A 13829-nucleotide genomic window follows, 5' to 3' on the forward strand; every position below is an offset into this window, starting at 1 on the left:
GTCCGATCCTAGCCCGGAACCCCCGCCTATCGCGAGTCCGTCGGCAGTGATCCCGATCTATAGGCCGGCAGCCCTCATCACATCGTCAAACACCTGGTATTCTTGCGCAAAGTGCTGACGAAGCCGGTCGAGCTCATCGGCTTGGTAGCTTTTCAGGACATCGTCGGCCGGAACCGGATTGCCATGCGCATGCCCCAACTCCCCAGGACAGCCCAGCAGCTGCTGTGCAAAATGCTCCAGACTCGCCAAGGTTCCAACGGAACCAAGCCATTTCGATGCCGTGCCGGTGTTGGGGATGTGAAAGCGATAGCCGCGCCGGATATGAGCGATTGACCTGGTGGCAAAATCGACGGCGGACATTTCATATTCCCCCGCCGACAGTATCGCATCAAGATAGCTGCGCGCGTCCCTGAAGTACAGAAAGGCCGTGGCCTCCTCCACAGTCCAGGGGCTTTGATATGTCGGGCGCCCTTGCCGCAGGCGCGACATGAACCCGCTGACGATGCGCTCCAGCGGATCGCGCAAGACGAAGGATATCTTGATACCGGGAAACGCCGCCCTGATCTTTGGCACGGTCCAGTCATGATGAAAGATCAGCGGCACGCGAGACGGCTCGGATGAAGCGACCCTTTCGGCGGCTGCCCGGAAGGTCGTCCCGCCCGTCTTGCCGATGTGCAAATAAGCCCTTGTGCTGTCACGCCCTTCGGAAATCTGCTTGAGAATGAGGGGGTCGTCGGTCATTGCGTCCTGAAAAATCGTTCCTCAAGACCATTAATCCATCAAGGTTCACGCGACCAGTCCGAGCAAAACCTTGCGCATCCGCTGGGGCCGTTTGGGCAGGAACGAGCCGTGCGATTCGCACATGGCTGCCCTTGGCGGGGTGGGCGCTTTAAGCTAGCCCGCATGGGAACCACGCTTTTCTTGTCCATGACGGCGCTTGCCGCGTTCCTTGTCGGTCTCGACCGCAAGGGAACAATCCGTCTCCTGGCCTTTGGGCTTGGTGGTATGGCCGCGGCGGTGGCACTTTGGGTGATGGTTGCGCTGATCGCGGTCTACCGCCCCTTGTGACGCTCCCTCGCCATCGCAGGCGCAGCCCCTGGGTGCATGATGATGCAGCTATCGCCCGCCTTTGCACCTGCTTGCGGCCCCCGCAGGGACGGGCAACGCCGCCCGTGTGGGCTTATAGGCCACGAAAGCCGCCACCGCTCGGCAGCCATCCAGGCAGCGAAAGCCGTCTGCTAGGAAAAACTCCTAGCAAGATCACTCTTTTATAAGGGGAAGTGGTAGCGGAGGAGGGATTTGAACCCCCGACACAAGGATTATGATTCCTCTGCTCTAACCAGCTGAGCTACTCCGCCACGGAGTGCGTGCGATTTACGGTGCGCGGCGGGGGGCGTCAAGGGGCCGAAAGCAGCTTTGTCAAAGTTTTTGCCCCGCCGCCGCTCGCCCCCGCCCCAGAGCCAGGCCCGCGACCGGGACAGCCCGCCACCGGCCTTCACCGTTGCCCAAATACCCAAGGAAACCTGGCGCGACCGAGCCCCGGCCAAGGCCCCCGCCCGTCCCGCCGCGAAGGATCAGACCGAGATGCCGTGGCGCCCGGCCAGATCGGTAAAGAACTGCCAGGCCACCCGGCCCGAGCGCGAGCCGCGCGTCGCCTGCCATTCGATCGCCTCGGCACGCAACTGCTCCTCGGGGACCTGCAAGCCATAGGCGTCGCAATAGCCGCGCACCATGGCCAGGTATTCGTCCTGCGAGCAGGGATGGAAGCCCAGCCACAGCCCGAAGCGATCCGAGAGCGAGACCTTTTCCTCGACCGCCTCGCCGGGATGGATGGCGGTCGAGCGCTCGTTGTCGATCATGTCGCGCGGCATCAGGTGCCGCCGGTTCGAGGTGGCGTAAAGGATCACATTCGCCGGCCGGCCCGAAATGCCGCCGTCCAGCACCGCCTTGAGCGACTTGTATTGCGTGTCGTCATGGCTGAAGGACAGGTCGTCCGAGAACAGTACGAAACGGCGGTCCCTCGCCCGGCCCAGGATCGCCAGCAACCGCCCGACCGAGCCCAGATCCTCGCGCGCGATCTCGACCAGCACCAGGGGCAGGCCTTGGCGCACCGCCTCGGCATGCACGGCCTTGACCAGCGAGCTTTTCCCCATGCCGCGCGAGCCCCAGAGCAGCGCGTTGTTCGCCGCATGACCGCGGGCGAATTGCAGCGTGTTGGCCAGCAGCGTGTCGCGGGCGCGGTCGATGCCGATCAGCTGCACCAGATCGACGCGGTTGACTTCGGCGACCGGCTCCAGCCTGTCGGGATCGGGTTGCCAGACATAGGCCGTCGCCTCGGTGAAACTCGGCTCGGACGCCGGCGGCGGCGAGAGGCGCTCCAGCGCCGCGGCGATGCGCAGCAGGGCTTGCTCAGACATCGGCCTGCTCCTCCAGTTCGCGCTTCTTCTCGATCCGGCGCACGAGGAAGATCGACACCTCGTAAAGCCCATAGATCACCGAGAACAGCACGATCTGGCTGATGACGTCGGGCGGCGTAACCATGGCGGCCAGGATCAGGATCACCACAACGGCATAGCGCCGCACGCTGCCCAGCCCCTCCGAGGACACCAGCCCCGCCTTGCCCATCAGCGTCAGCGCCACCGGCAGCTGGAAGGACAGACCAAAGGCCAGGATGAACTTGGTCGTCAGCCTCAGATATTCCTCGACCGAGCCCTGAAAGACGATGCCGGCCCAAGGCTGTTCGGCCGCGGGCGCGGCCGGATTGGCGGCCACCGCCTGACCGGCGCCCTGCGCCGCCGCCGGATCGGCGGGCTGCACCAGCGGCCCCTGCTGGAAGCCCAGGAAGAAATCGAAGGCCCAGGGCAGGATGATGTAATAGGCAAAGGCCGCGCCGATCAGGAACATCACCGGCGAGGCGATCAGAAAGGGCAGCAGCGCGTTCTTTTCGCTGCGGTAAAGCCCCGGCGCGACAAAGCGCCAAAGCTGATAGCCGACCACCGGAAAAGCCAGCACGAAACCGCCGAAAAAGGCGATGCGCATGGCAACGAAGAAGCCCTCCTGCAATTTCAGCAGGATGAGCCCGCAAGCCTGGTCGCGCTTTTCCAGCGCCTGGCAGATCGGCTGGGTCAGGAAATCGAAGATCGGGTTCCAGACGAAATAGCACAGCACCATCGCCACGACGAAGGCGAGGACCGACCAGATCAGCCGCGTGCGCAGCTCGGCCAGATGCTCGATCAGCGGGGCGGAGGTGTCGTCAATATCGTCCGGCTTGGCAGATTTCATCGCCACGGAAGCGGCCTCTCATGTCAGTCTTGTCAAGCGCGGTCCGAGCGGCGCACGGCATGCAGGCGGCGGCGGCCATCGGCGGTGTCCAGCGCCTCCTCCGCCGGGATCGGCGGGGCCGCGACACCCGGCGCGGGCGGCAAGGCGGAAGGCTGGGCGGCCGGCGCATCGCCGCCATTCGCCGCGGGCTGCGGCGGCAGCGGGGCCGAAGGATCGGGCAACGGCGCCTTGCGGGCGGCCTCGTCCTTGGGATTCAGCGGATCCCATTTCTCGAACCGCTCGGTCGCGCGTTCCAGCGCGTCAAGCCCCAGCCCGCGCTTCGAGGTCAGCGCGTTCACGTCCTTGAGCGTCTTGGCCGCATCATCGAGACCCGAGCTTTTCGCCGCATCCTCCATCGCGCTGCTGAACTCGCGCGCCATCGCGCGCGCGCGCGCGGTGATCCGGCCCAGCGTATGGAACAGCTTGGGCAGATCCTTGGGGCCGATGACGATCAGCGCCACCACGCCGATCAGCAGCAATTCGCTCCAGCCGATATCCAGCATGACCGTCGGGCCAGGGGATCAGAGCTTGGTCGTGTCGGTCGGCGTCACGTCGCGCAGCCCGCTGTCGGCGGCGGTGCGGGCGCGGTCGGCTTCCAGCTTGGCGCGGTCGGCGGCAAGCTCGGCACGGGCGCGCTCGATATCGTCGGCGGTCTTCAGCTGCTCCAGTTCCTTGGGCTCGCTGCGGGCGGCGGTGTCGATATCCTCGGCGCCTTCCTTGACGCCTTTCTTGAAGGCGGTGATCCCCTTGCCGACCTCGCCCATCAGGGACGAGACCTTGCCGCGCCCGAAAAGAACCAGAACGACGATTGCGATCAGCAATAGCGCCATGGGTGAAGGTGCGTGCATCTGTTTTACCTCCGTGGCAGGCCCCCGAGGGCCTTGCGGTGCATCTATCTGTCCCGATATAGGTCGGGATCGCCTCATTCGAAACCCCCAAACGCGTGATCGCGCCGCCCGCCCCGCCGCCGCGCTTCCCTGCGCGAAGGTTCCACGCAATACTGCCGGCCATGGAAAGCACACAGATCATCAGCGCCTTCGTCACGCTGTTTGTGGTGATCGACCCGGTGGGGCTGGCGCCGCTGTTCATCGCGCTGACGCGCGGCATGACGCCGCAGCGGCGGCGGCGAATCGGCTGGCGGGCCCTGGCCATCGCCGCGGCGCTGATGACGCTGTTCGGCCTGGCGGGCGAGGCGATCCTGACCGGCATCGGCATCTCGCTTTCCGCCTTCCGCATCGCCGGCGGGCTGCTTCTGTTCCTGACCGCGCTCGACATGCTGTTCGAACGCCGCACCGAGCGGCGCGAGGGCCAGGCCAGGGACGATGACGACGACCCTTCGGTCTTTCCGCTGGCGACGCCGCTGCTGGCCGGTCCGGGGGCGCTGGCCACGATGATCCTGCTGGTCGGTCAGGATGCGAGCCCCGCCCATACGCTGATGATCCATGGGGTCATGCTGGCCGTGCTGGGGATCGCCGCGGCGCTGTTCGCCATCGCCGGGCCGATCGCCCATGTGCTGGGCCGCACCGGCACCATGGTGGTCACCCGGCTTTTCGGCATGCTGCTGGCAGCGCTGTCGATCCAGTTCGTGATCGACGGGCTCAAGGGCTCGGGGCTGGTCTGATGGGCGAGGAGTTCGGCCGCTTCGCCTATCTCGCGCTGCTCCTGGTCGCCGTCGGGGGCTTCCTTCTGGTCGAGCTGCGCAACCGGCCGGGCCAGGCGCTGCGGCAGGCGGCGGCCTGGGCGCTGATCTTCCTGGGCGTCGTGGCGCTGGCCGGGCTCTGGGACGATATCCGCAGCACGGTCTCGCCGCAGGCGCGCATGCTCGAAGGCGGCAGGATCGAGGTGCCCATCGGCAATGACGGCCATTACCACCTGACGGCCGAGGTGAACGGCACGCCCATCCGCTTCGTCATCGACACCGGCGCCAGCACCATCGCGCTGGGACCGAGGGATGCGGCGCGGGTCGGCATCGATCCCGAGGGGCTCGCCTATGCCGGCCAGGCGCGCACCGCGAACGGCATCGTCCAGACCGCCACCGTGCTGCTCGATTCGGTCGCCATCGGCGAGATCCGCGACACCCGGGTCCCCGCCGTGGTGCTGCGCGCCGATCTCAGCCAGTCGCTGATGGGCATGTCCTACCTGTCGCGCTTCGCCCGGGTCAGCATCGAGGGCAACCGGCTCATCCTCGAACGCTGACCGGCTTCTTTCGTGCCCAAATATCCCGGGGGGAGCGTCTTGCCCGCCCCGTCGAGGGGCGGGCAAGACGCGGGGGGCAGAGCCCCCCGAAGGCGCCGCGCTACTGCTTGCGCTCCCAGCGCCCACCGGCCTCGGACCAATATTCCGCCGCCACGCCCCCGTCCTTCAGCACCCGCCATTGCGCGCGGGCCCGCTCCAGCGCCTCGGCATCATTGCCGTCGAAAACGATGCAGGCCCGTTCCAGCGCCAGGCATTCCGCGCCCGAGACCTCGGCCCCTTCCAGCGCGATCAGGCAGCGCGCCGCATTGACCGCCGCCTGCCCCTCGACCGTCAGCAGCACCGGCTGGCGCGCATCATGCGGCCCGCCGGCCAGGCCATGCGGCAAAAACCCCTCGCGCAGCCACAGCGCCTCGTCCAGGGCCACCTGCCGCGCCCGGTCCCTGCCCCGCAATTCGACCCGCCAGCCCGCTTGCAGGCTCTTGCCGATCAGCATCGGCAAGAGCTGCGCCGGACCCGAGCGCGTCAGGTGGTAGAACAGGGCCGAGCCCATCAGCCCTGCTTCTCGAAGCGGTCGCGCACCAGCCGGTCCAGCGTCATCACGCCCCAGCCCGAGGCGCCCTTGGGCGCCAGCCCGGTCTCGGCGGGCGGCAGGGCCACGCCGGCGATGTCCAGATGCACCCAGGGCGTGTCCTCGCGCACGAAACGCTGCAAGAACTGCGCGGCGGTGATCGAGCCGGCCGGGCGCCCGCCGGTGTTCTTGATATCGGCCAGGCGGGAATCGATCAGCTTGTCATAGGCCGGCCCCAGCGGCAGCCGCCAGGCGCCCTCGCCCTCGGCCTTGGCGGCATCCAGCACCGCCGTGGCGAAGGCGTCGTCATTCGAGAACACCCCGGCATGCTCGTGCCCCAGCGCGATGATGACGGCGCCGGTCAGCGTCGCCAGGTCGACCATGGCGGCGGGCTTGAAGCGGTCCTGCGCATACCAGAGCACATCCGCCAGCACCAAACGGCCTTCGGCATCGGTGTTGATCACCTCGATCGTGTCGCCCTTCATCGAGCGCACGATGTCGCCCGGGCGCTGCGCGCGGCCGTCCGGCATGTTCTCGACCAGCCCGACCAGGCCCACGACATTCGCCTTGGCCCGGCGCAGCGCCAGCACCCGCATGACGCCGGCGACCACGCCCGCGCCGCCCATGTCCATGGTCATCTCCTCCATGCCGGCGGCCGGCTTGATCGAGATGCCGCCGGTGTCGAAGACCACGCCCTTGCCAACCAGCGCCAGCGGCGCGGCCTCGCCGCCGCCGTTCCAGCGCATGACCACGACCTTGGACGGGCTCTCGGACCCCTGCCCCACGGCCAGAAGCGCCCGCATCCCCAGCCGGGCCAGCTCGTCCTCCTCCAGCACCTCGACCTCCAGCCCCAGCTCGCGCATGGCCAGCAGCCGGTCGGCGAAATCGCTGGTGGTCAGCACGTTCGCCGGCTCGTTCACCAGGTCGCGGGTGAAGAACACGCCTTCGGCCAGGGCGGCTCCATCGGCCGCGGCGCGGGCCAGCGCCTCGGGGTCCTTGTGCATGAAGACCACCCGGCCGCGCGGCGTGGTGCCCGGGGCAGCGTCGGGGGCCGGCTCGGCACCGCCGGCCGCATCGGACAGCCGTGCGTCCTCGGGCGCGCCGGTGCGGCTGGTGCTGGCGGCGGGCTCGGCCGGCGCATCGCTTCCGGCAGCAGCGCCGTCGTCGGATTTCCTGGTCTTGTAGGCCGAGAAGTCATAGGCCCTGAGCGCCAGCCCCAACGCCACCTCGGCCGCGCGCGCATGGCTGCCGGCCAGCACCAGGGTCTCGGCCTTGCCCAGCTTCGCGCCGATGCTGGCACCCGCCGCCCGCGCCGTCGCCACATCGGCATCGGCCGGCAGCAGGACGAGTTGCAGCGCCTCGGCCTTCAGCCCGGCGGGAAAGGCCAGCTCCAGCGCCTTGCCGGGCTTGACCGCCTTCCATGCTTCCGAGGCCAGGGCCCGGGTCAGCGCCTCGCGCGTGGCGCGCGGCAGGCCGGCGGGCAGCCGCCCGGCCTTCGGCACCAGGATGGCGACGCGGCCGGACCGCTCGGCCAGCCCTGCGACATCCATCGCCGTAAAGGAAATTTCGACCGGATGAGTCATGCTCCTGCCCCTCGCGTTGCTCCATATGGGCGGAAACTAGTCACGCGCAGGCAGCTTGACCAGAGCCGGGGCTTTCCCAACGCCCGCGCAGCGGCTAATCAGGCGGGGTCCGAGCCCGCGAAAGCCCCCATGCCCCGCATCGACCGCTACATCCTGTCGCAATTCCTGACCCTGTTCGGGTTCTTTGCGCTGGTGCTGGTCTCGGTCTACTGGATCAACCGCGCCGTGTCGCTGTTCGAGCAGCTGATCTCGGACGGGCAGACCGCGCTGGTGGTGCTGGAATTCACCGCGCTGACCCTGCCGCTGGTGATCTCGGTCGTGCTGCCCATCGCGGCCTTCGCGGCCAGCGCCTATGGCACCAACCGGCTGGCCTCGGAATCCGAGCTGGTGGCGATGCAGGCGACCGGCATCTCGCCCTGGCGGCTGGCGCGGCCGGTGCTGGTCTTCGGCGTCCTGGTGGCGCTGATGGTGGCGCTGCTGGTGCATGCCATCGTGCCGATGGCGCGGGGACGGCTGGCCGACCGCCAGGCCGAGATCGCGCAGAATGTCACCGCGCAATTCCTGCGCGCCGGCGCGTTCCAATATCCGGTGCAGGGCGTGACGCTTTACATCCGCGACATCGCGGCGGACGGGCGGCTGGTGGACTTCTTCCTCGAGGATGCCCGCGACCCCGACAGCCAGACCACCTATACCGCGACCGAGGCGCTGCTGGTCAGGACCGACGAGGGGCCGCGGCTGGTGATGATGCAGGGCATGGTGCAGAACCTGCGCCATTCCGGCGGCCGGCAGAGCCTGTCGGTGACGCGGTTTTCCGAACTGGCCTATGACCTCGGCACGCTGATCGACACGGGGGCGAGCCGCATGCGCGACCTGCGCGCCTATTCGACGCTGCGCCTTCTGGACCCCGATCCCGAACTGCTGGCCGCGACCGGCGCCACCCCGGACCGGGCCCTGGCCGAGGCGCATGAGCGGCTGGCCAAGCCCTTCCAGGCGCCGGTCGCGGCGCTGCTGGGCTTCGGCATGCTGCTGCTGGGCGGGTTCAGCCGCTTCGGCGTCTGGCGGCAGGTGATCTGGGCGGTGATCGCGCTGATCGTGGTGCAGTTCCTGAGCACCGCAGCCGAGAACCAGGTGGCCAGCAATGCCGCGCGCTGGCCTTTGATCTATGTCTCGCCCCTGGTCGGAGCGGCGATCTGCGTCGGGGTGCTGTGGCTCGCCGCCCGGCCGCGACGCCTGCGCAGCAGCCCGAAGGCGGCGGCGAAAGGGGGCGCGGCATGATCCTGTCCACCTATGTCGCGCGGCGCTTCCTGCGCATGCTGGCAATGATCGCGGCGATCTTCGGCGCCATCCTGTTCCTGATCGACATCGTCGAGCAGATCCGCCGTTTCTCGGACGAGAATATCGGCCTTTCGGGCGCGGCGGGGCTGTCGCTCCTGAACATCACCGCCAGTTTCTATTCCATCCTGCCGCTGATTACCGTGCTGGCAGGGATCGCGCTGTTTCTTGGCCTGTCGCGCACCTCGGAACTGGTGGCGATCCGCGCCTCGGGCCGCTCGGGCATCCGGGTGCTCGCGGCGCCGGCCGTGACCGCCGCGCTGGCCGGCATGCTGGCGGTCGCGATCCTGAACCCGGTGGTGGCGGCGACCACGAAACGCTATGACGACGCGGTCGCGCAGATGCGCAGCGGCGGCGGACAGACCGTCAGCGTCGGCGACAATGCGGTCTGGCTGCGCCAGGCGCTGCCCGCGCGCGACGCGAACGGGGCCGAGACCTCGGGCCAGGTGGTGATCCGCGCCGGTCGCGCCAGCCCGGACGCCACCACGCTTTACGACGCGACCTTCATGGTGTTTTCGCCCGAGACCGGCCCGACCCGCCGCATCGACGCGGCGCGCGCGCGGCTGACCGAGGGCGCATGGGAGCTGACCGACACCAAGGAATGGCCGCTGACCCAGCCAAACCCCGAGGCGATGGCCCGCACCGCGCCGCGGCTGGAACTGCCGACCGACCTGACCGCCGCGCGCATCCGCGACAGTTTCGGCCGGCCCGAGGCGATCCCGGTCTGGCAGTTGCCGGCCTTCATCCAGGGGCTGGAGCGGGCAGGCTTCTCGGCCCAGCGTCACAAGGTCTGGTTCCAGATGGAACTGGCCCGGCCGCTCTTGATGGCGGCCATGATCGCCATCGCGGCGGTGTTCACCATGCGCCACATGCGCGGGCGCCGGATGGGGCTTCTGGTGCTGGGCGCCTTCGGCTGCGGCATCGGGCTGTTCTTCCTGCGCAACCTGGCGCAGGTGCTGGGCGACAATGGCGGCATTCCGCCGGCCCTAGCCGGCTGGGCGCCGCCCATCGTGGCGCTGCTCTTTGCCCTTGGGGCACTCTTGCGGCTGGAGGACGGTTGATGGCGCGCAGGCACAAGAGACGAAGGGGAAGGGCCGGCACGGCGGCACGCGCCGCATTGCTGGCGGCGTTCCTGCCCGGCGTGGCGCTGGGGCAAAGCCTGACGCCCGACGGCCAGACCCTGCCGGTCTATGACCAGCCCGAGGACGTGCCGCTGGCCCCGGCCGGACCCGCCCTGGCCCCGACGGAGGATCCCGACAGCAATGCCCGCTTCGCCGACGGCACCGAGGCCTCGCATACGCCCCGCATCGCCACGCGGCCCGGCGCGGTGCGCATCGCCGGCGGCGAGGCCGAGGGCGCCGGCAGCCCGGCCACGCTTCTGGCCGACCAGGTCACGCTGGGCGCGGACAACAAGCTGACCGCCTCGGGCGGGGTGGTGATCTGGTATCGCGGGGCGCGGCTGATCGCCTCGCGCGTGATCTATGACAACGACACCGGCGCGGCGCTGATCGAGGGGCCGATCCACCTGACCGAGCCCGCCCGCGCCGGCACGCCCCAGGAGACCATCCTGATCGCCGACAGCGCCCAGCTGGACCCGAACATGCAGGACGGCATCCTGCGCGGCGCGCGGCTGGTGCTGGCGCGCGAGATGCAGATGGCCGCGCGCGAGATGCGCCGCAGCCAGAACGGCGCCGTCACCCGGCTGGACAATGTCGTCGCCTCGAGCTGCCAGATCTGCGCCGAGGATCCGATCCCGCTGTGGGAGATCCGCGCCCGCGCCATCACCCATGACGCGCGCACGAGCAAGCTGCATTTCGACCGCCCGCAGCTCCGCGCCCTTGGGCTGCCCGTCGCCAGCCTGCCCTGGCTGACCGCGCCCGATCCCAGCGTCGAGCGCATGACCGGCTTTCTGCGGCCGCAGCTCCGCACCACCTCGGGGTTGGGCTTCGGCATCAAGCTGCCCTATTTCGTCACGCTGGGCGATCATGCCGACATCACGCTGACGCCCTATCTAGCCACCTCGCGCACCCGCACGCTGGAGCTGCGCTATCGCCAGGCCTTCAGCAATGGCGCGATGGAATGGAACGGCGCCATCTCGCGCGACGACATCGAGGAGGGCGAGACCCGCGGCTATCTGTTCGGCGGCGCCCGGTTCGAGCTGCCGCGCGGCTATATGCTGGGCTTGCAGATCCAGATGGCCAGCAACCGCGCCTATCTGCTGGATTACGACATCTCGGACGCCGACCGGCTGTGGAGCGGGCTGACGCTGGACCGCGTGCGCCGCGACCGCATGATGATGGCGCGGATCGGCAATTACGAATCGCTGCGCGAGGACGAGGCAGAGGAGTTCACGCCCTCGGTCGTCGCCGATGCGCTGTGGAAGCGGCGCTGGACCCCCGGGCAGATCGGCGGCATCGCCAGCCTGGAATGGTCGCTGCACGCCCATCGCCGCTCGTCCAGCCAGGACAAGCTTGGCCGCGACATGGCGCGCGGCTCGGTCGCGCTGGACTGGTATCGCAGCACCATCCTGCCCGGCGGCCTGGTGGGCGCCGTGGAGACCCGGCTGGATGCCGATTTCTACCGGATCAACCAGGACAGCGACTACGAGGACTGGGTGATGCGCGCCGACCCGGTGCTGGCCGCCGAGCTGCGCTGGCCCTTCGCCCGCCATTCCGGCGGCGTGACCCATATCGTCGAGCCGGTGGCGCAGCTGGTCTGGTCGCCCGAACGCGATGCCGAGGACGAGGTGCCGAACGAGGACAGCCGGCTGATCGAATTCGACGAAGGCAACCTGTTCGCGCTGGACCGCTTTCCCGGCTGGGACGCGCGCGAATCGGGCTGGCGCGCCAATCTGGGCATCGGCTGGACGCGGATCGACCCGGAGGGCTGGTCCATCGGCCTGACCGCCGGGCGCGTCTTTCGCGACGAGGCCGACGCAGCCTTCGAAAGCGGCGCCACCGATCCGACATTCTGGGACGGCGGCCCCTTGGGCGGCAAGCGCTCGGATTGGCTGCTGGCAGCGCATTACTCGGGGTCGAACGGGCTTGCCATCGCCAACCGGGCGCTGTTCGACGACGGCTTCTCGATCAGCCGCAACGAGCTGCGCCTGGGCTGGTTCAGGCCTGACTTGCAGGTTTCGGCCGGCTATCTCTGGCTTGATTCTGATAAAGGCGAAAGCCGGCCCGAGGATGTGTCGGAACTGACTATGGCCGGGGGCTGGCAGGTGGCGCGCGGCTGGTGGGCCACGACCGAAACGCGCTATGACTTCACCGCCGATCGCGCACAAAAGGCACAGCTGGGCATGGAATATCGCAACGAATGCATAACCGTCGAAATGTCGGTCGAGCGGCGCTTTACCTCTTCGGACGAGGTGCGGCCCGACACCCGTTTCGACCTGGGCATCCGGCTGGGCGGCTTCGGCCGGCAGGAGCCCGGTCCGGGAACGGTGGCGCGCCGCGCCTGCCTGCGCTAATGTCCGGCGAAACCATGTGGCGAGGGAGCTGATGCGGCGAATTCTTCTGGGGGCGGCCATGGCCGCGATGCTGGCAGCAGGCGGGGGCGCCCCGGCCTTTGCGCAGGGCAATCCGTTCCAGCCGCTGGTCCATGTCAACGATTCGGCCGTCACCCGCTACGAACTGGACCAGCGCATCCGCTTTCTGCAAATCCTGCGCGCGCCCGATGCCGACCGGGCCTCGGCCGAACAGGCGCTGATTGACGACCGCCTGCGCCTGTTTGCCGCGCGCCAGATGGGCATCGCCGCCAGCGATGAACAGATCGATGCCGGCCTGGCCGAATTCGCCGGCCGCGCCAATCTGGGCGTCGAGGAATTCACCCGCGCCCTGGCCCAGGCCGGGGTCGAGCGACAGACCTTCCACGATTTCATCGCCGCCGGCGTCGTCTGGCGCGAGGTGGTGCGCCAGCGCATCGTGCCGCAGATATCGGTCAGCGATGCCGAGGTCGATCAGGAGATGCAGCGCCTGATCGAGACGCCGCGCATCACCCATGTCGCCCTGTCCGAGCTGATCATCCCCGCCCCGCCCGGCCAGGAGGCGCAGGCCATGGGTCTTGCGGAATCGCTGGTGCAGAGCGTGCGCTCGGAGGCGGATTTCGCCGCGGCCGCGCGGCGCCATTCCGTGACGCCCTCGGCCGAGAACAGCGGCCGCCTGCCCTGGATGCCGCTGGAGAACCTGCCGCCCTCGCTGCGGCCGATCATCCTGTCGATGAAGCACGGCCAGATCAGCCAGCCGCTGACCGTGGAGGGCGCGGTGGTGTTGTTCTACCTGCGCGACAGCCGCGGCTCGCTGCGCCCCGGCGCCAGGGAACAGGTGCTGGATTACGTCCGCTTCCGCCTGTCGAGCACCGCCGAGGCGAACCGGATCGCCGCGCTTTCCGACACATGCGCCGATCTTTTCGTGCATGCCCGCGGCCTGCCGCCCGAACAGATCCAGCGCCAGACCCTGTCCCAGGGCCAGATCCCGTCCGCAGAGGCAATCCGACTGGCGGTGCTGGACGACAACGAAACCTCGGTGGTCAGTCAGGGCGGGGTGGCCGAATTGCTGATGCTCTGCAAGCGCCAGCCGGCGCTGCTGGCGGGTGGAGGGCAAGAGGCGCCTGTGCCGGTCACCGCCGAGGGCGAGGAGGCCGCGGCGCCCGATCCCGACGCGCCGCCGGATCGCGAGGAAATGCGCAACCAGATCTTCAGCCGCAAGGTCGGACAGGCGGCCGACAACTATCTGGCCGAGTTGCGGGCCAATGCGATCATCCGGCGGCCGTGATCCCGGCTGAAGCACCGGGGGCGCTTCGGCCCCTGGACCCCCAGAGAGTATTTG

14 protein-coding genes and 1 tRNA gene are annotated in these 13829 nt (G+C 68.8%); 7 read left to right on the plus strand and 8 right to left on the minus strand.

The features are described 5' to 3' along the window. Positions 1–57: 57 nt before the first annotated feature. Positions 58–741 carry a hypothetical protein gene (locus AQY21_RS24065; protein WP_058100122.1) on the minus strand — a complete coding sequence of 228 codons (684 nt, stop codon included), beginning with the start codon at positions 739–741 and terminating at the stop codon, positions 58–60. A gap of 162 nt (positions 742–903) precedes the next feature. Between AQY21_RS24065 and AQY21_RS29110 the strand changes: the two genes are divergently transcribed. Then, complete coding sequence (locus AQY21_RS29110) at positions 904–1068, plus strand: hypothetical protein (protein ID WP_161906109.1); 165 nt, start codon at positions 904–906, stop codon at positions 1066–1068. A gap of 213 nt (positions 1069–1281) precedes the next feature. Here AQY21_RS29110 and AQY21_RS24075 read toward each other — a convergent pair. The 5 genes from AQY21_RS24075 to AQY21_RS24095 all read right to left on the minus strand — a co-directional run bounded on the left by AQY21_RS24075 (position 1282) and on the right by AQY21_RS24095 (position 4169). After that, positions 1282–1358 (minus strand) — tRNA-Met (locus AQY21_RS24075). A gap of 216 nt (positions 1359–1574) precedes the next feature. Then, on the minus strand, positions 1575–2417 hold the full coding sequence (locus AQY21_RS24080) for an ATP-binding protein (RefSeq protein ID WP_058100124.1): 843 nt from the start codon (positions 2415–2417) through the stop codon (positions 1575–1577). Then, positions 2410–3282 (minus strand): twin-arginine translocase subunit TatC, encoded by an 873-nt coding sequence (gene tatC / locus AQY21_RS24085; RefSeq protein WP_058100125.1) that lies wholly within the window; start codon positions 3280–3282, stop codon positions 2410–2412. The genes AQY21_RS24080 and tatC overlap by 8 nt, the downstream gene beginning before the upstream one ends. Before the next feature lie 32 nt (positions 3283–3314). Continuing rightward, complete coding sequence (gene tatB / locus AQY21_RS24090; protein WP_058100126.1) at positions 3315–3824, minus strand: Sec-independent protein translocase protein TatB; 510 nt, start codon at positions 3822–3824, stop codon at positions 3315–3317. An 18-nt stretch (positions 3825–3842) separates the two neighbouring features. Next, on the minus strand, positions 3843–4169 hold the full coding sequence (locus AQY21_RS24095; protein ID WP_058100127.1) for a twin-arginine translocase TatA/TatE family subunit: 327 nt from the start codon (positions 4167–4169) through the stop codon (positions 3843–3845). A gap of 161 nt (positions 4170–4330) precedes the next feature. Between AQY21_RS24095 and AQY21_RS24100 the strand changes: the two genes are divergently transcribed. Together AQY21_RS24100 and AQY21_RS24105 are read left to right on the plus strand one after the other, a co-directional pair. Then, on the plus strand, positions 4331–4942 hold the full coding sequence (locus AQY21_RS24100; RefSeq protein ID WP_058100128.1) for a MarC family protein: 612 nt from the start codon (positions 4331–4333) through the stop codon (positions 4940–4942). After that, the gene (locus AQY21_RS24105; protein ID WP_058100129.1) at positions 4942–5517 is read left to right on the plus strand and encodes a TIGR02281 family clan AA aspartic protease; all 576 of its coding nucleotides are present in this window, start codon (positions 4942–4944) and stop codon (positions 5515–5517) included. The genes AQY21_RS24100 and AQY21_RS24105 overlap by 1 nt, the downstream gene beginning before the upstream one ends. 100 nt (positions 5518–5617) lie before the next feature. On the opposite strand, the gene AQY21_RS24110 is transcribed toward AQY21_RS24105, so the two are convergent. Together AQY21_RS24110 and AQY21_RS24115 are read right to left on the minus strand one after the other, a co-directional pair. Continuing rightward, positions 5618–6067 carry a DNA polymerase III subunit chi gene (locus AQY21_RS24110; protein WP_058100130.1) on the minus strand — a complete coding sequence of 150 codons (450 nt, stop codon included), beginning with the start codon at positions 6065–6067 and terminating at the stop codon, positions 5618–5620. Next, positions 6067–7668 carry a leucyl aminopeptidase gene (locus tag AQY21_RS24115; protein ID WP_058100131.1) on the minus strand — a complete coding sequence of 534 codons (1602 nt, stop codon included), beginning with the start codon at positions 7666–7668 and terminating at the stop codon, positions 6067–6069. Before AQY21_RS24115 ends, AQY21_RS24110 begins: the two co-directional genes overlap by 1 nt. A gap of 129 nt (positions 7669–7797) precedes the next feature. On the opposite strand from AQY21_RS24115, the gene lptF reads away from it, so the two are divergent. The 4 genes from lptF to AQY21_RS24135 are packed head-to-tail and all read left to right on the plus strand — an operon-like array spanning position 7798 to position 13775. Continuing rightward, positions 7798–8943 (plus strand): LPS export ABC transporter permease LptF, encoded by a 1146-nt coding sequence (lptF, locus tag AQY21_RS24120; protein WP_058100132.1) that lies wholly within the window; start codon positions 7798–7800, stop codon positions 8941–8943. Then, positions 8940–10061, plus strand: coding sequence for an LPS export ABC transporter permease LptG (lptG, locus tag AQY21_RS24125; RefSeq protein ID WP_058100133.1), 1122 nt, complete (start codon positions 8940–8942; stop codon positions 10059–10061). Before lptF ends, lptG begins: the two co-directional genes overlap by 4 nt. Next, positions 10061–12472 carry an LPS-assembly protein LptD gene (locus AQY21_RS24130; RefSeq protein WP_058100134.1) on the plus strand — a complete coding sequence of 804 codons (2412 nt, stop codon included), beginning with the start codon at positions 10061–10063 and terminating at the stop codon, positions 12470–12472. Before lptG ends, AQY21_RS24130 begins: the two co-directional genes overlap by 1 nt. A 16-nt stretch (positions 12473–12488) precedes the next feature. Continuing rightward, positions 12489–13775, plus strand: a complete 1287-nt coding sequence (locus AQY21_RS24135) for a peptidylprolyl isomerase (protein ID WP_255374817.1) — start codon at positions 12489–12491, stop codon at positions 13773–13775. Positions 13776–13829: the final 54 nt, after the last annotated feature.

The sequence above is a fragment of the Paracoccus sp. MKU1 genome, assembly GCF_001447385.1.
In the GTDB taxonomy this organism is placed as follows: domain Bacteria; phylum Pseudomonadota; class Alphaproteobacteria; order Rhodobacterales; family Rhodobacteraceae; genus Paracoccus.

Excerpts from the sequence above, each read along its gene's own strand:
- AQY21_RS29110 (WP_161906109.1), top strand. The coding sequence starts at position 904 with ATGGGAACCACGCTTTTCTTGTCCATGACGGCGCTTGCCGCGTTCCTT.
- AQY21_RS24105 (WP_058100129.1), top strand. The coding sequence starts at position 4,942 with ATGGGCGAGGAGTTCGGCCGCTTCGCCTATCTCGCGCTGCTCCTGGTC.
- AQY21_RS24110 (WP_058100130.1), bottom strand. The coding sequence starts at position 6,067 with ATGGGCTCGGCCCTGTTCTACCACCTGACGCGCTCGGGTCCGGCGCAG.
- AQY21_RS24130 (WP_058100134.1), top strand. The coding sequence starts at position 10,061 with ATGGCGCGCAGGCACAAGAGACGAAGGGGAAGGGCCGGCACGGCGGCA.
- AQY21_RS24065 (WP_058100122.1), bottom strand. The coding sequence starts at position 741 with ATGACCGACGACCCCCTCATTCTCAAGCAGATTTCCGAAGGGCGTGAC.
- tatB (WP_058100126.1), bottom strand. The coding sequence starts at position 3,824 with ATGCTGGATATCGGCTGGAGCGAATTGCTGCTGATCGGCGTGGTGGCG.
- AQY21_RS24100 (WP_058100128.1), top strand. The coding sequence starts at position 4,331 with ATGGAAAGCACACAGATCATCAGCGCCTTCGTCACGCTGTTTGTGGTG.
- tatC (WP_058100125.1), bottom strand. The coding sequence starts at position 3,282 with ATGAAATCTGCCAAGCCGGACGATATTGACGACACCTCCGCCCCGCTG.
- lptG (WP_058100133.1), top strand. The coding sequence starts at position 8,940 with ATGATCCTGTCCACCTATGTCGCGCGGCGCTTCCTGCGCATGCTGGCA.
- AQY21_RS24095 (WP_058100127.1), bottom strand. The coding sequence starts at position 4,169 with ATGCACGCACCTTCACCCATGGCGCTATTGCTGATCGCAATCGTCGTT.
- AQY21_RS24115 (WP_058100131.1), bottom strand. The coding sequence starts at position 7,668 with ATGACTCATCCGGTCGAAATTTCCTTTACGGCGATGGATGTCGCAGGG.
- lptF (WP_058100132.1), top strand. The coding sequence starts at position 7,798 with ATGCCCCGCATCGACCGCTACATCCTGTCGCAATTCCTGACCCTGTTC.
- AQY21_RS24080 (WP_058100124.1), bottom strand. The coding sequence starts at position 2,417 with ATGTCTGAGCAAGCCCTGCTGCGCATCGCCGCGGCGCTGGAGCGCCTC.